A 21,944-nucleotide genomic window follows, 5' to 3' on the forward strand; every position below is an offset into this window, starting at 1 on the left:
CAATAATTGAAAAATGGTCGAAATATCATATAAAGCCATCAGTATGAATTACGATCTACTGACTGGGTTGGCTGCTCAATTATTGAAAGCAAGAAGTAGATATTGATATTGCCATGTAAATCAAAAATTTTATTTTAATGAATACTCCCCACCTTATTAAGGGGGGAGTGAATACAATTGCTCTAATTATTCATCACAAGGAATAATTTGGATATTTAAAAGCAACTGTGCTCCAACATCGGCAGAGCGTAAAGAAAATAAACTGTCAACGCCGATTACTGTTGCAACGGTATCTGCTCTCGCAATAAGGGCCTCACCATCGCACCCGGAATAGTAGGCAAATGGTGGGCGATCATTGAGGACAAAGTTCTCAAAGCCAGAGCTATTCCAGTTATTGTCATGGCTCGGGCCTTGACTGCCAGAAAAAAAGTATTCTCTATGGAAATTGATAAGGGATCCATCAGCAGAAAATACTGTACCCCGCCAGTCAATATCTAATATTCCTACTGAAAATCCAGGTTCTACACTTAAAGGTATTGCCAAGTTACAATCAGAGCTAGCAATTGGATTTGAAGAATTTGTTACGGCGCTATATTTACTGAAAAGTATCGCGATATTTTTATTATCATCTGTTGCCGTAGCCGTTACTGACCCTACCGGGCAGCCTGTACCATTAACGGCGACTTCTCCAATCTCAATTTGTTGACCATCAATTAGTAAAGTTTTTGCTAAAGTGGGGATAGAAAAGATTGAACAAAGTGTGAGTGCTAGAATTCTATTAAGCATTGATACTCTCCATTCCTTGAAAAGTGTGAGCGGTTAATCTTTGTAAGTTCTATGTGTTAATTCCCAATTAATCGTTCTGTTGCTGGCGTCTCCCAATGAATTAGTTGGCTCATACTGCAAAATTCATATTTGCAATGTCAATTGGTTGCAGGCGTAATCATTGGTGGTGGTTTAGCTTTGAATATGTTTGTGAGCTGGGTCACGATTGAGTTCAATGATAATTTATTAATACGGTAGGGTTAGTGATGTTGTTATCTGAGGTTGTGCGTGGTTAATTATAGGGGGCGAAAAAGATGTGTGAGTGAGTGCGTTGTAATATCTACATGGGTGGTGTTTCTATAGGGTGTTCATTAATGTTATTTGATTTATGATTTATGATTTATGATTTATGATTTATGATTTATGATTTATGATTTATGATTTATGATTTAATGGCCCATTATGGATTGTAGAATTGTTGTGAGGGAGTTGATTTATAGCGTGGGCCTTTTGACAGTGATGTTTTTTTGGGTTTTAATAATGATGAGATAAAATACTCGATACTGGATAGTTTATAAGTGGTAATTAAAATAATTAAATGCAGCGCTGAATCATTTAGCTTCGGCCTGAAGTATCATTCAGATGCCGCTTTCGCAATGAAAATTCAGTAGTAAGTTGCTGATCTTATGGATGTAAGATCCCCCCTTTGATTAAAGGGGGAGTTAAGTAACCAAATTATTTCAGAATTAAATATGGTAGTTCTAAGAAAGAACTCTGCAAAGACTGCTACTCCTCTGAATCTGGTGATTTAAGGTTTTCTTTCTTTGAAGCTTCAGCCAGAATTTTTCTTCCTCTATTCGCGATCTTCTCGGCTTCTTTGCTTGGATCACGGTTCCATCGCTTAGGGATCTTATCCCAGTCACTATATATGCTAAAAGGGTTATGAGTTGCCCCCTTAGGAGGCATTCCCGTATACCCGCGGTGTTTAATCTGATAAAGATAGTTGTTCGATAATCGCTTATCACGAGCCTCTTCAGCTAGTTGAGGATAAAGGTCAACTTTTGTCATACCTTCACTGCCATCTAGAGAGCATATGATGTTTCCATCATAATCGCAGGCCATTGAGCGACCAAAATAAGAGTAGGAACTATCTTCTCCAGTATGGTTGACCGCTACTACATAAGCTTGGTTTTCATAAGCCCGCACTTGATTTGTAATCCCCCAAATATGATCCCATGGGTACATATATTTAGCAGGCCTTAGAATTACATTTGCACCCTTCCAAGCTGCTTCACGTGCCACTTCTGGGTAGTCAAAATCTGAGCAAATCGCAATGGCCAGTTTCGACCCTTTTGGACCATTACAAACTGACATTTCAGGCCCGGGACTCCAGGGCTCCATAGGACACCATGGAACCATTTTGCGATAGGAAAGAGCGACCTCACCATCACCATTGATCAGGACCATTGCGTTATATGGTTTCATATGTGGCTCAGGTGCAAGCTCGACAATTGATACACACAGCCAAACACCATATTGCTTAGCTATTTTCCCAAAAGCTTCTGTTTCAGGTCCCGGTATGGTTGTAGCAAGTTTTAAATGCTCAGCATATGGATGGAAGCCAAATCCGTAAGTGCTGTATTCAGGAAAAATGATTAAATCCACGCCCGGGAAGCATAAAGATGCACGATCAACATATGCTTCAATTCTCTTTATGTTTTGTTTGATGCCTTCTGAATCAGAGGCTGGGTAAGGCGAAAATTGGACAAGCACTACACTCATCGCATCTGGAATAGGGTTGATAGCCGGCACTTTATTTCTCCTTGAGAAAATTTGGCGGTCTCTTGGAAGAGAAAATCTCTATTGTTACTTGAAGAAAATTATAATTTGATGAGTTTTTAGTTTATTTTAATTGTCTGTTAGTTTGAGTAAAAGGACGTCCGAATTTATTTGTAAGCGAATAAATGCCAGTGACAAATCAGTTTGTTTGATCACTAATCTGTTCTTGTTAGTATAGGGTTGTTATTATGTGCGCTCGGTGTTAATGATTGTTTGTCCGGTAGAGGGTAAGATTAAACTTTGTGATAGTGACAGAGGTTATGATAGTTTCCAGAGCTATGATCTTGTATGAAGAAAAAAGTGTTATTCATATTGACATGTGAGGGATAAAAGGCCTCGCTATTATTGTTGGTTAGCCGCTGTATATGTTAGTTAATGAGAAAGCTAAATCCTACATAAAGCGGTCAGCTCCGCCTGATGCCTCAATACTATCCCCAGTGATAAAATTATTACGCGCAGAACAAAGGAAGGCCGCCAGAGTAGCAATGTCTTCTGGTTCCCCTGGATGTTTTACAGGCGTACATTCGTTCGATACTCGAACAAGAATTTCATCATCTGTAAGTGTTGCATACTCTGGCGTATTACTGCGGATAAATGGGATCATGTTATTTTTCCAGTTATCCGTTTTAATTGCGCCTACTCCAATCGAGTTAACTAGTATATTGTATGGTGCAACCTCTAATGCAAGAGATTTTGATAGATTATTGATTGCTGCACTTAGGACATGAGATATGAGTAGCTTTGGGTTTGGGTAGGTGCCGCCAATAGATGACATGTTAACTATTCTTCCCCAGCTTTTTTGCTGCATATAAGGGATGGCAGCTTTGCACATTCTCCGCATAGAAGTGAGTTTTACTGCAGTCATTTGTTCCCAGTCTTCCTCAGTTGAGGACATAAGTCCACCAGCATGGGCGCGCCCAGCATTGTTGACTAGAATCTCTGGTGCTCCAAAGGTGTTTAGGGTTTTATCGATTATCTGTTGTGCAGCATGATCTCGAGTTATGTCTATTGATATAGAAGTGACCTCAGACTTTGAGTTTTTATGTAGCTTATTCTCTGCTTTTTGTAGACGTGCTTCGTTTCGTGCAACCAGAACTACCTTTGCCCCATTGGCAAGAAGCTCTTTGGCAATGGCATAGCCAATTCCTGAGCTGGAGCCAGTTACAATAGCTACTCTATTCGTAATTCCAAGATTCAACATTGAACTCCGCTAACAGTGTAAATGTTGTGATGTTAGGTTTTTAACTTACAGTTAGTACCTAACTGCTGGCAGTTTCTTAATTAGCTGCGAACCTTTCATGTTAAAGATGGCAGTGTAGATGATTTGGGTGTCAAGTCTTAAGGTAAAAGTTCAAGATTTTAAATCAGCTTAATTATAGGTCTAAAAGTTGTTGTTCTTCCTATTTTAGGGAGTGCAAATATTAATGTGTGTGTCAATAGCAGGCTGGAGTTTAAACTGAGGCTGTCTGAGGAGGCGTGAGATGTAGGTCATCTTTATGAGGTGGGAGTTGGTCAAGTACCCAAGAGTTATTGAGCATAGAGTAAGAGCTCAGTCGGATTGGTAAATATTTTTTAGCACAACCACGCTTATAGGTCTGGATAATAGATCTTCTATATTCTTTCGGTAGTTAATGTAGTGAGCTGAAGATTTGTGTTCACTGAGCGCGGTTTCATCTATATATTTCTCTATGAGACTATAGATTATTTTGTGATCTTTCTGGTCGATCTGTTCGCAAAGTTCATACAATAAATTACCAGGCTCTGCTCTGGATGGTGAAACCATCTCTGTGAGCAAATTTTTGACAGCTTGTTCCTTGTCGGGTTTTGGGTAAAAGGAAGCAAAGACTAAAACAGGTGTTTTCATTGGGAGCCTCAAGATGAATCAACTCAAGGTGACTGTTATTGAGTGGTTGTAATTATTTTGAAATCTTTGCCGTCTAAGTTTGAACTTAAATTTAGACGGCGATGGCTGCTGTGCAAGTTATTTGGCTTTCACTTGAAAGCTAAATCCATTCAAGTGAAAGCCAATTGGTATATCTCCAGATTTTGTTGGAGGGCCTTGATCTGCACTGTTATATTGGATTTCTAATAGCTATTTCAATACTCCAATCTGTTTCAAGAAACCATATTTGTCCCAGGTCACCCAGGTTTCTAGTATTTTTCCATCCTTGATTTTAACAAACTCTACGGCATCCCAGGTGATGGTTTTATTTGTTGGAGTTTCTCCCATAAATGATCCTGTGTGATTGGCGCTAACTTTCACATGGGTTGCGACAAGATCTCCCTCGGCGACTTGCATTGAATCAATCAGTTTTACATTTTTGAAAACCGTATGAAATTTGGCGACTTCGGCTTTGAATTCCTTTAAATTGCGTTTTTGTGAGCCGATACTCAAATTTGTGGCCGAGTCTAGGTTGTTGATATAGTTAGGTGCCAAAATTGAATCAGGATTGACCTTTGACCCACTGTGCCATAGGTCGACAGCCTGCATGGCAGTTTTTTTATTTTCTTCAAGGTTATTTGATTGGGCAATCGCACTGGAGGCAATACCTAACAGCAAGAAAGTTACAGTTAGTGCCAAAGAGTAAGGGTGCTTGGACATCTAAATTCTCCCAATGAAAAATTTTTTACCTGATAAGCTGGTTAGGTGTGAAAATGATAGGTCCTAAATAGCTTTAGAGTATGGAGGCAAACTTGGGGATTTGTAGCGTGAGTAGGTAATTTGGCAACTTTCACTTCATTGTAAGGTAGTTAGGTTATAAAAATTTCACGAATACAGACAAGAAAAATTGTGCGAGTGCCAAAAGGATGATGGGATAATCTGAATAGATATTGATTCGACTAAAAAAAATGATTTATTTTTTTCAATTATGGAAATAACTTTGAAATGCAGAGCAATTGATCGCCAATGACTCGATGAAATATTTGCCCTTTTAACGCTCGGCACCGTATTTTCTTCAGAAAGGGTGTACTTCCATACTAAATTACTTCAGCAGCCTCTCGATACTTTCAATAATTTTCTCAGCTGTAAACTCGAAGTACTGCATGACTTCCTGGCCGGGTGCAGATTTGCCAAAGTTATCCATTCCGATGATTTCACCGTCAAAGCCTACGAACTTGTGCCAATAGTCTTTATGACTAGCCTCTTCCACCACCCGAACGCGGAGAGTACTGGGGAGAACTGATTCACGGTACGGTTCTTCCTGTTCCAAAAAAGTTTCTATGCAAGGCATGGACACAACCCGAATTCTCTTGCTAGTGAGCTTTCTTTTAGCCGCTATGGCCTGCTCGACTTCAGAGCCGGTCGCAATAATGATTGCCTCAGGAGCGCCTTCGCAGTCGGACAGTACATAACCACCTTTTTCAATTTGTGCTATCTGCGTGGTATTTCGTTCCTGCGGAGCTAAATCCTGACGACTGAATACTAGTGCAGTGGGCCCCTCTTTGCGTGTAATAGCCATCTTCCAGCTTACCGCTGATTCCGTGGTATCACAGGGGCGCCAAGTGTGTAGATTCGGTGTAGAACGCAAGGCGCTGAGTTGCTCCACCGGCTGATGAGTTGGACCGTTTTCACCTATTCCGATGGAGTCATGGGTATAGACGAATATAACTTGTTGCTTCATTAATGCCGCCATACGCACGGCATTTCGAGCATACTCCATAAAAACCAAAAAGGTAGCACCATAAGGTATAAAACCTCCGTGCAGGGCAATGCCATTCATTATGGCGCTCATACCAAATTCACGAACTCCGTAGTGTATATAGTTGCCTGAAGCATCTTTCTCATTCAACCTTTTAGAACCGGACCATAGGCTAAAACAAGGGCCGGCTAAATCGGCTGAACCACCTAGGAGTTCGGGCAACAGAGGCCCGTAAACATTCAGTGTATTCTGGCTCGCTTTACGAGAGGGGATTCTTAATGCATCTTTTTGACATTGCTTAATGTAGCTATCGGCTTTTACCAGGAAATCTGGTGGAAGTTTTCCACTCTCACGACGCACAAACTCGAGTGCTATCTCAGGATACTCCTCACGGTATTTAGCGAAGAGACTCTTCCACTCCTTCTCTAATGCTTTACCTTTAGACCTTTGATCCCAATATGCATAGATATCTTCAGGGATCTTAAAAGGAGGGTGGTCCCAACCAATCGTTTTGCGAACGAGAGCTATTTCCTCCTCCCCGAGTGGTTGACCATGGCATTCCTTTCGGCCTTGCTTATTCGGGGAGCCGAAACCGATCACGGTTTTACAGCAAATAATGGTAGGCTTATCAGAACATGCATGGGCTTTTTCAATTGCTGCTTTAATCGCAATTGCGTCATGGCCGTCAACATTAGGGATGACGTGCCAATGGTAGGACTCGAAACGCTTGGGTGTATCGTCAGTAAACCAACCTTCAATCTGCCCATCGTCAGAAATACCGTTTTCGTCATAGAATGCGATCAACTTGCCCAAGCCTAAAGTACCAGCCAGAGAGCATACTTCATGGGATATGCCTTCCATCAGGCATCCATCCCCCATAAATACATAGGTGTGGTGATTGATCAACTGATAGCCAGGGCGGTTAAATTGAGCCGCCAGTACTTTTTCCGCCAGGGCCATACCTACGGCATTAGCAACCCCCTGGCCTAGGGGGCCTGTGGTGGCCTCAACACCAGGTGCGCAACCATATTCCGGGTGGCCCGGGGTCTTGGAGTGCAATTGGCAGAAATTCATCAGTTCTTCGATTGATAAGTCGTAGCCGCAAAGGTGCAACAGGGCATACAACAGGATGGAACCGTGTCCATTAGAGAGGACAAAGCGGTCACGGTTAGGCCAATTCGGGTTAGCTGGGTTGTGCTTTAGGTAATCGTTCCATAAGACCTCCGCAACGTCTGCCATCCCCATAGGTGTACCAGGGTGCCCGCTATTGGCTTTTTGGACTGCATCCATGGATAAAGCACGAATCGCATTGGCCATGCTTCTTCTATAAGGAGAGGAGACCATGTAAATGTACTCTGGTGTTTTGAAAGCCGAAGCATCACCTTTGCAAAAGGAGATCCCCAACTTAATAAGTGACAAACTAGTAATATAATAATTTTACAGTTTAATTTCCTATAACATAAACAATGAGCAATTTGTTGGTCTTTGCAAAAGATATTGACTTGCATTTGGCGGCATTAGTGATGATAAGGAGTTATTTGCGTCTTTACAAAAATTGCCTGTTTTTCAAGAAATTTACAATCTAAAGAATTGTAATAATCATGATAAAAAGAAATAAAGATTGTATTTTAATGATCTGTTGTGGATTACATATCTTGAAATATCTCTACCACCGGGATCATTGCTAAATTTCTTGGGGGAAAGTTAGTGTATATGTCAACGAGTAAGAAAAGTCTAATTGCATACTATGTTTTATTCAGCGATCTATTGATGCTCATGGAATAAATAAGGCTAACTAAAGATCAATAGCTGTTGATTTACATGTCTCCATCATAAAGGTTAGAGGCAATGTTATGAATACAAGGTATTTTCAATGAGTCCAGAACCATTTTCGAGAGAGCTTGGGCCCCAAGAAGCATTATTTATTGAATTGAATAGGTTGTCTTGTGGTGGCTTACAATTCATTTCCTTTGTAAAGGTTTGTGAGCCTTTGCATGTAGAGCGCCTACGAGAGAGTTTGGCCTATATACATAAGCGTCATCCATTTTTGAGGGCACGCGTTAAAAGGGGGGAGCGATTAAGGTGGGTATGTGATGTTAAGTTTGAAGATATCCCTATAGAAATTTACCCGGCTGTTGATCAGTTAGACCTAGAAAGGGAGTTTAAGGACCTTGCCACCAGTTGTCTTAATAGTGAAGAACATGTTTATAACTTAAGGTTTTATGTAAATAAAGAGGATATGGTTGAATGGATTTGTATTATTAACATTCATGCCACCTTTGATGGCAGGTCGGTTATGACACTGTTTTCGGATTTAGATAAATTACTGTGTTCGGATACGAAAACAGATAGTTCGATAAAGTCACTGCCTTTGCAAGATAGTATAGCGAGCCAATTAGAGGCTTCAGGATATTATGGGGAAAAGGTTGTTGAACATGAAAATAAACAAGGGCTGAGTTGGATCGTTGAGCAGGAAGCTGCCCCTTCTGAGAGAAAAGCTTGTGCCATTTCGTATTTGATGCCACCTGACAAAGTTGAACTTTTGGCTCAGCTAGCTAAAAGAGAGCAAGTGAAACTTACCGCTCTATATTGCGCTGTCGCATCAGTTGCTGCTAGGGCCATACCAGCATGTAAGAGTTTAAATGAAGTGATTTTGGCCATGGATGCTCGCCAATTGTGTAGCCCTAATATCCCTATTGATCATATTGGGTCATTTTCAGAGACTACCAGTCTTAAATTGCCACCTAATTCTGCGTTTAGTAATGTTTTCGAAGTGGCCAAAATTCTGAATGATCAGATTGATTTAGTTCTTCTTAAGAAAAGACCGATGACAAAAAGCCTTAGATTAGATTACAGAATGGAAGATATAACTTGTATGGCGGCTGATATTACCGCAAAAAAAAACTCATTTCCTGCAGGAATTATTGTGTCAAATGTAGGTAATATGCGACTTCTAGCTGATGAGATGCACTATTTTGAAATACGGAAGCCAATGATAACTTTAAATAATGGTATTAATCCGTTGATGGTTGTGAATTATACTACTTATCGTAACTCTGTTTTTATCTTTGGTTATTGTGAGCCATTAATCAGCAAAAAGAGTGTTTCTGCATATATTGATGAGTTTATGAGTATAATTGATGAGCTCATTGCTAAGTTTAAGTATTGATTTAAGGTTGGTTTTAGAGAAGCAGATCTATTATATAATCATAAAGGTTCTCATGTCATTAAAAAATAACATCCATCAAGTAAGTTTTTCAGATAGAGAAAATTGATAATTTAGTTGTGATTTCTCAATTAATTAATGTGGCGTTTAGTGGTTTTGTTCATTGGTAGGTTGCTTATCAGAGGGTTTTAGAGGGAGAGTTGGCAGAGTTTGCGATATAAAATTGGCATGGGTTAATAATTTTATACCATAAGTCTGCCTGGACAGCTTCTTTGAGTATACTATGATTTTGCTTTGTATCTATTTATCTATACGGAGCAAGTTCTTAAAGACTTAACATTTCACGTAGCCGTGTGGCTGGCCGTCTGGCAACTTCTATTTCTTTCCCATCGGTCATGGTTATTATTAACCCACTATTAACCCACGATTCTATATTCTTAATAAAGTTTAGATTGATAATTTGTTGTCGATTTGCACGAAAGAATACTTCTGGGTTTAATCGTTGTTCAATTTTAGTTAGAGATTTATAGATAAAAGGCTTGCTGTCATCGAAAAATACTTGAGCATGGTTGCCGCAGTTTTCAAAGTATCGAATTTTTCCAATTTCGATTAACCAGCAACGCTCACCATCTTTAATGAATATTTTATTGTTGGAGTCTAAATAGCTCGTTGAGTTATTTATGGGCTCGTTGGGTGTTCCATTCGACGTCTTATCAAGAGCCTTCTTTAGTTTTTTAGGGTTTATGGGTTTAAGTAAATAATCCAGTGCATTTACTTCAAAAGCTTGTATGGCGTATTCGTCATAAGCTGTTGTGAAAACAACTTGAGGTGTGAAGTCCAGTTTTTCAAGTATGTCAAATCCATTGCCGTCAGGAAGATTGATATCCAAGAATACTAAATCAGGCTTTTCTTCTGATATAAGGAGAATTGCTTCTTCACAGTTTTTTGCCTCTGCAATTAAATTTATATTCGTATGAGGTTTGAGCAACTCTCTTAATTCATTGCGTGCGAGTCGAGAATCTTCAACGATAATGGCTTTCACTTCTTATACCACTAATTGTAAGGGAGAGGAGGGAATATGGCACTGAGCAACTACATGAGAACCCTGCTGTTCAATTCCAAAATGTGTCTTATCTCCATACTGTATGGTTAATCTTTTTTGTATATTGATTAACCCTAGGCCGGTATTACTACTCTCTTTGGTTGACTCTTTGATGAGAGTACCTGGATTTATCACAGTGATTACCATATGCTTTTCTTCTTTGGTGATTTTAATCACTAGTTCACCGCCTTGTTTACATTTTTCTATTCCATGACGAATGGCATTCTCGGCAAGCAGCTGGATTAGGAGTGTGGGTATCTGCTCTCCCATTAAATCCTCGTTAACTTCTAATATGAAAGACAATCGATCTTCATATTGAATTTTCAGAAGTTCGATATACTGACAAACGATTTCCAGTTCATCTCTTAATGGTACAGTCTTATGCTTGTGGGCCAATAATGTATAACGTAGAAGGTCAGAAAGGTTAGTTAGCATCTCTCTTGACTTGCTAGAGTCTTCAAGGATTAGAGCGCGAATATTATTTAATCCGTTAAAAAGAAAATGAGGGTTTAGTTGTCCCATTAATGCGCTCATTTTAACTTCGTTAAGTTGTAGCTTGAGTTGTGTTGAGTCTTGCTCAGCTTTGCTCAATCGATCTTGATTTACCGCGGTAAGGTAAATCAGCGTCCAAGCTAGCATAAGGAGAGTGAGAACAAGCCAGTTGTCAAAGGTGGCTACCCAGAAAGAGGGGGGGACCGCGTATCCTACAAAACTATAGTAAGTATATACAATGCTAACTGCAAAGCAGGCACAGACAAATCCAAGAACGAGAGATGTGACGAGCAAATATGCCCATTGTTTATACCATTTTTTCTCAAAAAGATTAAAACGATATATGATTTCTCGAATAATAAGAGTGGAGAAACCGATAGTAAAAGCTAAAGTTGCTATGCTTATGGCGATCTTATCGAGGTTATCCTGGGTCAAAAGCCCCATTGTGAATGTATTGAAGAGTGAGAACAGTATCCAGCCACCAAAGTGGTAGGCTAAGAATGTTTTAGAGGGGGCTGGAGACTTCAGAAACTTCATAGAGTATACATCATAATAAAATGGCTCCTAAACTAGGAGCCTAAGTTGCTTTTTCTTGTTGTGGTTAAAAACGTTCATTCAGCCACGAGGACATTACTTCGAGAGCAATAGGTGAAAAGCTCTCCTCTAGTTCGGCATACTCTGAAAATGAGCCCTTATTGGCTATTTGAAAAAGATGGTTCATTTTATTCAGCTCGATAGTTTTAAAGTCTTTATGTCCAGCGCTGCTCAATATTGATTGTATATTACTTAGGTTCATTTTTGCATCAACCTGGTAATCAAGTGAGCCATTAAGAGCCAGAAGAGGTGACTTTGTTTGTTTCAAATAAGGTTCAGGATTGAACTTAACAAAATAGCGGAACCAAGGAGTAGTATATTGCTTCTTGAGTTGTTCAACCTGAGCATCCAACTCCTCTTCCTGAGCGCCTTCGAGCTTCACGCTTTCATAAAGCAGCTCATGAATCTCATCATTGAGACTTTCATTCATTCCGAGTTGAGCAATATTCTCAAAAATCTCTTTATCCAACTGGCTAAGTCTTTGCATATTTTGTTCAGGTAAGTTATTGAACTTACGATTTCGGTGCCACTGATCAACCAGTAGCTCAGGGATTTTAACTCCAGGTCCAGCAAGTAAGATGGTAAATCCAATATCATCTCGACTACTGGCAACCATGGGAGCTATCATACCGCCTTCGCTGTGTCCAATTAATCCAACTTTACCCTTTGGGAGATCTTTACGGCTGTTTAAATAATCTACAGCTGCGTTAGCGTCACTGGCGAAATCCTTGCTGGTTGCTGCTTGAAAATCACCACTTGAGCCGCCAATACCGCGGTCGTCATAGCGAAATACTGCATATCCTTGCCGTGTCAAATGATCGGCGATTACCGCAAATGGTTTATGGCCAAACAGGGTTTCATCCCGGTCTTGAGGCCCAGAACCACTGATAAGAACAGCAGTTGCTTTGATATTAGACTTTGGTTTGGTCAGTGTTCCCGAAATGATATTGCCTGTCGTAGCATTCTTAAAGCTTACTTCCTCTATAGCATACGGAAATGGGCCCTTTGGTGTTTGGGGTCGATTGCTAGTCCTGTTCTTTGCATCTTCAGATGCCCGGCTAAAGTTCAGAGGGGATGTCACTTCCTGGCTGATAAACCCAAATACAAGATCAACTGCTGCACTGTAAGTGCCTTTGTAGTTAATCTGTAAGTCTTCTACTTCGAAAGTGATACTGCTGTCCCGGATTTCCAGCATAGATATTTCTACTCCCTTAGCCCCAAGGGAAGGGCTATCTAAGGAGCCTTTCCACATACCGTTATCTTCTTCCAGGTGAATGACTACAGGTATATTCTTTTCACCATTAATCTGGGCTACGGACCTCCAATCCCCCTCTAAACCTGAAGCCATTACATTGGTTGATATTAAGCCAGTTGTGAGGATTACTGTTTTCAAGTGCCACTTGGCTTCTGCAAAGAGTGTTTTGATAGGCTGCATTTGTACTCTTCCTGTACCTACTTGTTGAATGGTTGATATTCTACCTGTCGATTAGCCTGGTGTTATAAATTTAGTAGGAGTGGCTTCCTGAGGGGATGAATGGTAGGGAGGGGCGATGAGCGGTCTAGGATTACTCTGAATAGGAAATTCAAATAGATATCTTGCTCATAAAGTGGTTGACCACAGACTTGAGACTAGGGTGCAAAGTATTCTAGTTTTGCTGTGATCGATCTCTCTATAAGGGAATTAGTCGGCCGATAGATCTTTGAGGGTTTACTAATTATCAGCTCCAGTATGGGGCGTTTATTATCAATATCTATAAGGTTTTCCCAATAGATTTTAATCTTTAGGTTAATTTAAGTATACCCACTCGATTTGATTTTTTTAAATAGCATTTCGTTTGAATGTAATAAAATGGCTCCCAAATTGGAGCCATAAATTCTAGTCAAATCTAGATTTTGAATCGTTCGTTTAACCATTCAGAAATTACATGTAATGCTTTTGGCGAAAAGCTTTCTTTTATTTCAGCATACTCAGTACTTGAACCTTTGTTAGCTATTTGAAAAAGATGATTCATTCTGTCAAGTTCAATGACCGTAAAATCTTTATGTCCGGTTCTATTTAACACTGATTGTATATTACCTAAATTCATTTTTGCATCAACTTGAAAGTCTAAAGAACCATTAAGAGCCAATAGCGGAGCTTTTATTTGTTCTAAATAGAATTCTGGATTGAACTTTAAGTAATCACGAAATATCAAAAGAGAGTACTCTTTCTTTACCTCTTCAAATTGGGTATTTATGTCTTCTTCGGGCACCCCCTCAAGCCTGATGCTGGAATAAATAAGATCCTGAATGGCATCATTAAGCGGTTCATTTAATTCAAGATTACCAATTTTCTCTAGGATTTCCTTATCTAACTCTTTGAGTTTGCTTAATATTTCTTCGGATAAACCATTAAATTTACGACCACGGTACCACTGATCAGCAAGCATAGTTGGTATTTTAACTGCAGGCCCAGCAAGTAAAATGGCAAATGCAATATCATCACGCCTACTGGCAACCATAGGAGCTATCATACCGCCTTCACTGTGGCCAATTAAGCCAGTTTTACCCTGAGGTAGGTCGCTACGGCTGTTCAAATAGTCAACAGCTGCACTGGTGTCACTTGCGAAGTCTTTTGTAGTTGCTGTTTGATAGCTGCCACTAGATCCACCAACGCCTCGGTCATCGTAGCGTAATACTGCATATCCTTGCCGGGTTAGGTGATCGGCTATTACGGCAAAAGGTTTATGTCCAAAAAGAGATTCATCTCTATCTTGGGGACCACTACCACTGATAAGAACAGCCGTTGCTTTAATTCTGGATGCTGGCTTGGTTAAAGTTCCCGAAATTAGATTGCTTGTCTCTTTATTTTTAAAATTGACATCTTCAATAATATATGGAGTAGATTTTTTTTGTGTTTGTGAATGATTGCTAGAACCATCAATATGGTCATTTATTCTGCTAAAAAATGTAAGAGATGATGCGCCTTTCTTAATGTTTGCACCAGCGATTAGGTCTACCTGATTAATGTAACTTCCCTCGTATTTGATATCTAGGGCTTCTACCTCGAAAACAATTCTATTATCTATAACCTCCAGCCCCGTAATGTCTAATTTCATTTCCTCCAAAGATGGGCTATTTAATACGCCAGTCCATTCACCGCTATTCTCCTCTAGTTGAATCACTATTGGTATTATCTTCTCATCATTTGTTTTAAGCATCGATCTCCAGTCGCCTTCAATGTCAGTGGCCATAGCGTTGGAAGTCAATAAAGTGGCTAGGATTAATGACTTTAATCGCCACTTGGTAACTCTAAATTTCGTTTTGATCGTTTGCATCAGTAATTATTCCATAAGGTTAGTTGAATGGCTGGCATTCTAGATATTGATTAACTTTGTGCAGTTAATTTAGTAGGGGAGGTTTTATATAATGGATGAGCGGCAAAGAAAGATGATGAATGGCTAGGTCCTGCGAAAATTAAACAGGTTCTATCGTGCCAGTTACTTTGGGTAATGTCCTTTCAGCTTGTTTTTGTTCGTTAGGCGAAAGATGGTTCTGTGTAGACGGTCAGTTTTAGCAGTTGAGCATACAGCATAAGTAGCTCAAAAGGACCACTCTTACTGTCAATCGCTCTAAAAGTCAGGGGAATCTCAGAGTTATTCTGAGGCTTCGTCAATGTTATAGTTTGGTGAGTGTCCTTTCTTATACACTAATACTGTTCTCATAAAGCGCATAAATAGCTCGCCATCTTGCTTGAAGCCACGAGTCTCAACCGTCACTATTCCTTGAGTGGGGCGGGAATGCGATTCTCGTTTAGATAGGATCTCACTCTCTGCGTAGATGGTGTCCCCCTCAAAAACAGGTTTCAGTAGCTGTACCTTATCCCACTCTAAATTGGCTACTACCTTCTTGCTGATAGTGTTTACTGTCATTCCAGTTATAATCGCCAGGGTTAAAGTACTATCCACTAGCGGTAACTGCCACTCGGTTTTTTGTGCATAGTGGGCATCAAAGTGTAACTGTGCCGTATTCATTGTTAATAGCGTCATCCAGGTATTGTCTGTTCGAGTTAATGTCCTACCTGGACGATGTTCAATGATCATACCTTCTGTGAAGTCTTCGAAGTAAAATCCAAAGTCTTCCCGGTAGCGATTATCGTTAATTTTTTTATATGGCTGGAATTGCATGACCACCACTTCCCTTTAGGTTTTAGCTAAGTTTATTGAATATAGAGATAACTTGCTTTGCTTTGGAGTAAACCGGTACATCAATCATCTCCCCTTGGTATTGACAGGCTTTACCCTTTGAATTGTTATAGATTTCTACTATTTTCTCTGCTTTTTCGTATTGTTCTTGAGTAGGCTTGAAAGAAGACTTGATAGCAGAAATTTGTTTGGGGTGAATGGCGGCCTTGCCATTGAATCCCATCCCCTTAACGATATTTAGTTCTTTATTTAGTCCATCTTCATTATTGAAATCAAAATAGGGGGAGTCAAAGCAGGCCAGATTGTTTGCTGTTGAAGCTTCCACGATTTTACTACGTGCAGAGCTTAGGGCGTCTATTGAGTTGTCACAATTGAGGTCGTTGGCATAGTCTGCGGCACCAAACATTAAGGCCTGCAGTTTTTTGGGGCTGTCCTTAACAATATTGTGGATATTCATTGTTCCACAGGCAGTTTCGATTAAAGCAATAATGGCTATGTCTGTATAAGTTTGGGCGAGGAGTTTACCAAGTTGTTGGATATCATTAGGAGACTCTGTCTTTGGGTAAAGTACAGCGTCGATTTGTAACTTGGTTGTAGTAATGGCAAGTATGTCTTTTAGTCCTTCATTGCTCGTTAGGTGGTTGATTCGAATAATGTTGGCAGTATTGTCGCTTTGGATCTTGGAACAGTAGTGAATAGCATTGTCTCTGGCTAATTGCTTATCACTAGCAGGTACACTGTCTTCGAGATCAATAATAATTGCGCTGGCTTCTACCTCTGTTGCTTTCTGAAAAAGATTGGGCTTATTGCCTGGCGTAAAAAGTAGTGCAGGATAAATGTGTAGGTTGATCATATGCTTGGTTAGATAAAGTTGTGTTCTTTAGCCTGTTTTATCAGGTTGTCTCTAAAGTCTGGGTGTGCAATGTTAATTAGAGCATGTGTGCGTTCTGTGGTTGATTTACCCATAAGCTGGCAGCAACCGTACTCAGTAACGACATAGTCAACATCCAGTCTAGAGTCTGTTGTGATTGTATTTAGGCGCGGTACAATCCGGGAAATTTTCCCTCCCTGTGCCGTAGAACTGCTCGCCAATATAGTTTTACCATTTCTTGAGTAATATACGCCTCTGATAAAATCCAGTTGTCCACCCACCCCAGAGAATTGATGATCGATAAATTCTGCATTTACCTGCCCATTGAAATCGATCTCAATAAAGGAGTTGACTGAGATCATGTTGTCAATTTGAGCAATAGTTTGTGGTTCATTCACGTAGGAGACTGGAAGGCAGGCCATTGAAGGGTTGTTATCAATAAAGTCATAGAGTGTCCTATCCCCTATAGCAAAGGTGAACACATTGAGGTGGGCGTTTAGTTTTTTGCGTGAATTATTAACCGCACCAGATTTGATTAGGTCTATCATTCCGGAGGTAATGACCTCTGTATGTATCCCTAGATCCTTCTTGTTTCTCAGCTGCTCGCACACGGCATTGGGAACACCTCCAATCCCCATTTGAATTGTGGCGCCATCGGGTATTAGCGGTGCAATATAATCGCTAATTTTCTTATCCAGTTCAGAGGTTTCTCTTTGCGGTTCTTCAATTAATGAAGTGTCGTTTTCTATAATTGCATCTACTTCACTAATGTGAAGTAATGTGCCCCCAGAAGTTCTCGGCATGTTTTTGTTGACTTCAACGATGAGTTGGTCTGCATGTCTGGATAACTCAATCGCATAATCTCCACTAGTACCAAAATTGAAATATCCATATTTATCCATTGGGGATACAGTTACGAGGAAAGCATCTAGATCCACTTGCCTTTTTATAATTTCCGGGTATCGACTAAAAGAAATGGGAACATAATTGATATACTTCTTTCCTTTGGCGAAGCCTTTCTTTGCAAGCTTGACCTCGTCTTTGGTAAGCATGGATGAGAAGGGTCTGACGCGATCTAGCAAGTCCTCCTGAAAGATTGTTTTCATCGCGACACCGCCACAACGCATGTAATAAACCATGAGTTTTTTTATGTCGCCTGTCCGAACCCGGTTTTCTAAAGCTTTAAGTAAAGCTGGCGGGGTTGCTACGCGCATACCCATGGAGATGATACTCTCGCTGGGTATAGAGGCTACGGCATTATCGGCTGTGGTTAGCTTTCTGTGGTATTGATCTTCGTGATTCATAGTGGCTAAATTTTCGGTGCCTTAGGTGGGTTCTTGCCGTGTTTTTGGTGGATTTATTGTCTTCCGTGAGCCTTGATTTTTATATGTAGGGTTTGAAATATTTTTAATAAAGTAGATTTCGTAAGGATTAAATTATACTTTTGACCTGTTGGGGAAGATGAATATTCTGCAGATTTACCTTGCCTTGCTACGCATCTATGCCATTGTTTCAGGGCATTATAGGTGACATTTAGAGGGCTAAGATCGATCAAGTGATATATTGGGGTTGTTTCGCGACTATTTTTCTAGTAACTGTTTCAAAGCTTCATTAAATCAGTTGATTTTCAGGCAATATAGAAAAATGCTCTTTAAGTTGATACATAGCGATTCTACCGGACGACGGCAGTTTCCTTGTCATGTTAAAGTTCGCTGAAACTTAAGATGTTGTACATACTTTATAAACCTTCTGCCATTTTTTTCGAAGGTGTCTTTCTATTCCTGCGGTGAGGGGAAATAAGGCCAATTTTACGGCGGGCAGGCTGTATCGTAGCGGATTCCCAATTCGGAGCTTTGTTGTACGAATAGGCGTCGTTTCTTTGTTTTCTATCTTGTCCCTAAGTGCAAAATCCACAAGAGGTCTTAAAAATAAACAGAGTTATCAATGAGGTTGGGGCTACCTTTGTCACGTTTTAGTTGGGGGAAGATATGGCTCAAGAAATTCCACTGAGTGTCTGTTAATTCTGACTTAACTCTACTCGCACCTACTGTTCTTATCATTCTATTCGATCGTAAGAATAACTGATTTCAAGTTATGAAACATTTTCTAATATTATTTTATTCCTCACTAGAGAGTTGACTCTCTCCGTAAGATAAATATTGGCAATGTCAATTAAATTTATGGGAAATGAATTGTGATGCTCTGCTTTGATTGTGTTCTGCGTGAGATCGTGAATGGATTCAACAATCATGTATTTGCGTGATATGGAATAGAAGTTTGATCAGGTTTGTGTGAGCGGCGGAATATAATCTAGAAAATTGTTGGTTTATTTTGGTGATTATGGTTTTGCCGATAGTTAGAAATTCAGCTTATAAATTGTAGCGATGTAAAGCTACCGTGAAATATCATAAACCAGATTTGAGAGGGCTTTCAGGAGGGCTGTATAAAAAATTCGTCAGTGCCTTCGTAGGTTTAATCGAGTTTTTAAATTCTTGGTATTTAAAAAACGGGGGCTTATTGCCATAAACCCCCGAAGCCTGTGAGATAAATTATTGATTGATTACTTAGCGCCAAACACCCCATTGCCCGGTTGTGCCTGGCTCTTCACCCCTGGTCCACCATCCGGCAGTCCATGTTTTACCATTATGGCTTACCGTGTCCCCAGCAGTGTAGATTTGGTTACTGTCCCAGGTTTGAATAGTGGGATCTGTGGGATCTGTGGGATCTGTGGGATCTGTGGGATCTGTGGGATCTGTGGGATCTGTGGGATCTGTGGGTGTCGAGGGTTCAACGACAAAGGAGTAGACCTCATCATCATTGGCAGAACTACTACTTACGGTTAGCTTAAAACTCAACTCGTGTCGGGCATTGGTTAAACTTGAAGTGTCAATAACCAATGCACCACTCGGCCCGGCTGCTGTCTCCACTGGGCTGCCACTCACTTGTGACCATTGGGTATCTGTGATGTTTCCTGTGCTTTCTCCTGTAGAGAGCACCAGTAATTCACCGTGCTCTACCTTGGCTATGTCGAGAGGCTTTAACACCTTGGGCGTAATAGACGCAATCAATTCACTGCCATTACTTGTGATGCTGAACTGGCCTGAAGCGCGTGCATCTTTAGAGTTAAAATAGTTGCCATGCAAGTCGCCTTGGAAATACATGTAATGGTTCATTTCCTCATGCCAGCGACCGATAAAGACATTTCCATTGTGATTGGATTGATACCAGCCAGTAATCTGAGATGCTAGCAGTCTATCCCAATCATTTTTATTGTCCTCAGTAATTGCTAATGAAAACGATGAGTGTTCCTCACCATTTTTATTGAAGACCGCATAATTGACAGTATCCCCTACAGCTACTGAATCGATATTAATACCCTGCGGGATAAAGGTGTTGCCTTGAATAAGGTATGGTTCTGTTGTACCCGGATCAGGTTCGGTAGGCGGTTGAACATCACCATTTACAATGGTGATGTCACTACAGTTGTAGAAACCTTCACCCGCTGCATCTACTCGTTGCCAGCGTACAAATAAAATCGCATTGCCTACCCTGTCTTGAGGGATCGTAACATTCATTCGGTATTGGCTATTCACAACTGGCACATCGCCCACTTCCTGAATAAGCTCCAAGTCATCCCAGGCGAGAGGCTTTGAAAGGTCAGCGTTGGGTTTGGTTAGATAAAACTGCCAAAAAGAGGGGTTGTGCGGTGCGGTTGCATTGAAAACGTATTCAAAGGTTCCAGCGTTAACTTCAACTCGGCTCCAAGTGTCTGTAGCTGCACCCATGCCCTTTTTTTGTGGGTCATTGGCATAGCAGAGTGTTCCATCTGGAATGGCTGCTTTTACGGCCGTAAAATTATTGTAGTCAGGAATGTTGATGGAAAATTCATTGTGTTGCTGAAATGGATAAGACCCAGAGATGGTTTTTGCTAACGCACAGCCAGGATTTGGGGGAGTTCCAGACCAGACATTCCCTTGGTCATAGCATATTTTTTGCCTCGCCTTTGGGTATTCAGACCAGCCGTGAGATTGAACCTGCAAGCTGAAAGGCATCAGTAGTAATGTGGCAATGGCACATTTTGTTCTTAGTAGCATGGATTTACTCCTGGTATCTCTATTTTTGTGAGTCCGTTAACTTCGTGAATAAGAGTGTTTCATGGTGGTTGAATTCTTGTAATAAAAATCTGTTTGTAGAGTGTTCCTCTAGATGATGTCGAAAAATCTAAGTGACACTCTAAATTTAAAATCCAGTGTGAACTGTGACGAAGGTTGAGTTTTTATTACGTAAAAAATGTGAAAAAATTTCGAATTAATATTTGTGTTTATTCAGTTGCACCACTCAAACAGACATTCGGTTTGGATGTGGGTTCCCGTTGGTAGGGTAAAATCTAACTTCTTGGTTTCACTTTCTGGCTAAATTGCCTATGACCAGCTCTGCTATTTGGGTCTAGATATCTCCTTTCTGATCCCGATATCTCAGCCAAATAAAGTCAAAATACGATGTTAAGGGTAAAACTTCTGGTTTTTTTCTCTTTAGCGGATTTATATGTGGCTTCGTGAACGTTTGGTTTTAGTGGCCGGGATGGATAACAAAACTGGAGAGTCTGTATGGTCATTTCTTTTTATTGCAAACATCGTGACTCAATGACCACAGGGCCACACTGTGACGATTTTGGCATAACACGCTTTCAGTTTGCTTGAGGGGCTTCAGGTAAATTGCTTGGGGTTAAAGGCACTGTGGGAATTTTATTTAGGGCACTTATTTGGTGGTTTATTTAAGGTTGTGTTCTCTGCCCACTTGAACAGGCCTTCTCTAAAGCTTGTGTGAGCAATGTTGTCAGTGCGTGTGTGTTAAGTCGTGGATTTTCCCATTAATTGACAGTAGCCATATTCTGTAACAATGTAGTCAACATCAAGTCTCAAGTCTGTTGGGATTGTATTTAATCGAGGCTCAATTTTTGAAACGCTTCCCTTTTAAATGGTAGGGCCACTTGCTAATATTTTTTTATAAAATCCAGCTGACCATCAACACCTGGATTTGATGATCAATAAATTTGACGTTAACCAGCCCATTGAAATCGATCCCAATAAAGGGGCCAACCGAGATCAAGTTGTCAATTTTTCATTCTGGAATAGTAAAGCAGTCTGTTTGTTGGAATGCCTCAAATTGCTTGTATGTACACCGATTTGTACGTATCCATGAGGAAGTTGCTGATGTCACTATGAGCTTGTGAACCATTCAATAGGCAGTAGGCTATTTGTTTTACGAAAAGGTAAGTAAAAGAGATTGT

At 40.3% G+C, this 21,944-nt stretch carries 15 protein-coding genes and 1 pseudogene; 1 reads left to right on the forward strand and 15 read right to left on the reverse strand.

Going from position 1 to position 21,944, the window contains the following annotated elements; translation table 11 throughout:
• Positions 1 to 186: 186 nt before the first annotated feature.
• The 6 genes from ACJJIT_RS06770 to tkt form a co-directional block, all read right to left on the reverse strand.
• Complete coding sequence (locus ACJJIT_RS06770) at positions 187 to 786, reverse strand: DUF4360 domain-containing protein (protein WP_444900403.1); 600 nt, start codon at positions 784 to 786, stop codon at positions 187 to 189.
• A gap of 765 nt (positions 787 to 1,551) precedes the next feature.
• Positions 1,552 to 2,577: a nitrilase-related carbon-nitrogen hydrolase gene (locus ACJJIT_RS06775; RefSeq protein ID WP_252082182.1), complete on the reverse strand. Its 1,026-nt coding sequence runs from the start codon at positions 2,575 to 2,577 to the stop codon at positions 1,552 to 1,554.
• Positions 2,578 to 2,995: 418 nt separating this feature from the next.
• Positions 2,996 to 3,805, reverse strand: coding sequence for an SDR family NAD(P)-dependent oxidoreductase (locus tag ACJJIT_RS06780; protein ID WP_444900404.1), 810 nt, complete (start codon positions 3,803 to 3,805; stop codon positions 2,996 to 2,998).
• 348 nt (positions 3,806 to 4,153) lie between these two features.
• Complete coding sequence (locus ACJJIT_RS06785; RefSeq protein ID WP_444900405.1) at positions 4,154 to 4,468, reverse strand: putative quinol monooxygenase; 315 nt, start codon at positions 4,466 to 4,468, stop codon at positions 4,154 to 4,156.
• Between the two features lie 228 nt (positions 4,469 to 4,696).
• On the reverse strand, positions 4,697 to 5,206 hold the full coding sequence (locus tag ACJJIT_RS06790; protein ID WP_444900406.1) for an ester cyclase: 510 nt from the start codon (positions 5,204 to 5,206) through the stop codon (positions 4,697 to 4,699).
• Positions 5,207 to 5,588: 382 nt separating this feature from the next.
• Complete coding sequence (gene tkt / locus ACJJIT_RS06795; RefSeq protein WP_444900407.1) at positions 5,589 to 7,589, reverse strand: transketolase; 2,001 nt, start codon at positions 7,587 to 7,589, stop codon at positions 5,589 to 5,591.
• A gap of 529 nt (positions 7,590 to 8,118) precedes the next feature.
• Between tkt and ACJJIT_RS06800 the strand changes: the two genes are divergently transcribed.
• Positions 8,119 to 9,414, forward strand: a complete 1,296-nt coding sequence (locus tag ACJJIT_RS06800) for a hypothetical protein (RefSeq protein ID WP_444900408.1) — start codon at positions 8,119 to 8,121, stop codon at positions 9,412 to 9,414.
• A 322-nt stretch (positions 9,415 to 9,736) separates the two neighbouring features.
• On the opposite strand, the gene ACJJIT_RS06805 is transcribed toward ACJJIT_RS06800, so the two are convergent.
• The 9 genes and pseudogenes from ACJJIT_RS06805 to ACJJIT_RS06845 form a co-directional block, all read right to left on the reverse strand.
• Complete coding sequence (locus tag ACJJIT_RS06805) at positions 9,737 to 10,453, reverse strand: LytR/AlgR family response regulator transcription factor (protein ID WP_444900409.1); 717 nt, start codon at positions 10,451 to 10,453, stop codon at positions 9,737 to 9,739.
• A gap of 3 nt (positions 10,454 to 10,456) precedes the next feature.
• A complete protein-coding gene (locus ACJJIT_RS06810) occupies positions 10,457 to 11,542 on the reverse strand; it encodes a sensor histidine kinase (protein WP_444900410.1) in 1,086 nt (361 codons plus the stop codon).
• Between the two features lie 64 nt (positions 11,543 to 11,606).
• On the reverse strand, positions 11,607 to 13,034 hold the full coding sequence (locus tag ACJJIT_RS06815) for an alpha/beta hydrolase family protein (RefSeq protein WP_444900411.1): 1,428 nt from the start codon (positions 13,032 to 13,034) through the stop codon (positions 11,607 to 11,609).
• 451 nt (positions 13,035 to 13,485) lie between these two features.
• The gene (locus ACJJIT_RS06820) at positions 13,486 to 14,916 is read right to left on the reverse strand and encodes an alpha/beta hydrolase family protein (RefSeq protein ID WP_444900412.1); all 1,431 of its coding nucleotides are present in this window, start codon (positions 14,914 to 14,916) and stop codon (positions 13,486 to 13,488) included.
• Positions 14,917 to 15,234: 318 nt separating this feature from the next.
• Entirely contained in the window at positions 15,235 to 15,765 is a 531-nt protein-coding gene (locus tag ACJJIT_RS06825; RefSeq protein ID WP_252082173.1) for a MaoC/PaaZ C-terminal domain-containing protein, read from the reverse strand.
• A 22-nt stretch (positions 15,766 to 15,787) separates the two neighbouring features.
• Positions 15,788 to 16,636, reverse strand: a complete 849-nt coding sequence (locus ACJJIT_RS06830) for an HpcH/HpaI aldolase/citrate lyase family protein (protein ID WP_444900413.1) — start codon at positions 16,634 to 16,636, stop codon at positions 15,788 to 15,790.
• An 8-nt stretch (positions 16,637 to 16,644) separates the two neighbouring features.
• Complete coding sequence (locus tag ACJJIT_RS06835) at positions 16,645 to 17,958, reverse strand: acetyl-CoA hydrolase/transferase family protein (RefSeq protein ID WP_444900414.1); 1,314 nt, start codon at positions 17,956 to 17,958, stop codon at positions 16,645 to 16,647.
• 1,260 nt (positions 17,959 to 19,218) lie between these two features.
• Entirely contained in the window at positions 19,219 to 20,748 is a 1,530-nt protein-coding gene (locus tag ACJJIT_RS06840) for a lytic polysaccharide monooxygenase (protein WP_444900415.1), read from the reverse strand.
• Between the two features lie 756 nt (positions 20,749 to 21,504).
• Positions 21,505 to 21,615, reverse strand: a pseudogene (locus ACJJIT_RS06845) (acetyl-CoA hydrolase/transferase C-terminal domain-containing protein); the annotation flags it as partial.
• Positions 21,616 to 21,944 lie beyond the last annotated feature (329 nt).

This window comes from Microbulbifer mixtoriginis (SeqCode) (assembly GCF_052467515.1).

Coding starts and splice junctions, on each gene's coding strand:
- ACJJIT_RS06770 (WP_444900403.1), bottom strand. CDS start 786: ATGCTTAATAGAATTCTAGCACTCACACTTTGTTCAATCTTTTCTATC.
- ACJJIT_RS06780 (WP_444900404.1), bottom strand. CDS start 3,805: ATGTTGAATCTTGGAATTACGAATAGAGTAGCTATTGTAACTGGCTCC.
- ACJJIT_RS06785 (WP_444900405.1), bottom strand. CDS start 4,468: ATGAAAACACCTGTTTTAGTCTTTGCTTCCTTTTACCCAAAACCCGAC.
- ACJJIT_RS06790 (WP_444900406.1), bottom strand. CDS start 5,206: ATGTCCAAGCACCCTTACTCTTTGGCACTAACTGTAACTTTCTTGCTG.
- tkt (WP_444900407.1), bottom strand. CDS start 7,589: ATGGTCTCCTCTCCTTATAGAAGAAGCATGGCCAATGCGATTCGTGCT.
- ACJJIT_RS06800 (WP_444900408.1), top strand. CDS start 8,119: ATGAGTCCAGAACCATTTTCGAGAGAGCTTGGGCCCCAAGAAGCATTA.
- ACJJIT_RS06810 (WP_444900410.1), bottom strand. CDS start 11,542: ATGAAGTTTCTGAAGTCTCCAGCCCCCTCTAAAACATTCTTAGCCTAC.
- ACJJIT_RS06815 (WP_444900411.1), bottom strand. CDS start 13,034: ATGCAGCCTATCAAAACACTCTTTGCAGAAGCCAAGTGGCACTTGAAA.
- ACJJIT_RS06820 (WP_444900412.1), bottom strand. CDS start 14,916: ATGCAAACGATCAAAACGAAATTTAGAGTTACCAAGTGGCGATTAAAG.
- ACJJIT_RS06825 (WP_252082173.1), bottom strand. CDS start 15,765: ATGCAATTCCAGCCATATAAAAAAATTAACGATAATCGCTACCGGGAA.
- ACJJIT_RS06830 (WP_444900413.1), bottom strand. CDS start 16,636: ATGATCAACCTACACATTTATCCTGCACTACTTTTTACGCCAGGCAAT.
- ACJJIT_RS06835 (WP_444900414.1), bottom strand. CDS start 17,958: ATGAATCACGAAGATCAATACCACAGAAAGCTAACCACAGCCGATAAT.
- ACJJIT_RS06840 (WP_444900415.1), bottom strand. CDS start 20,748: ATGCTACTAAGAACAAAATGTGCCATTGCCACATTACTACTGATGCCT.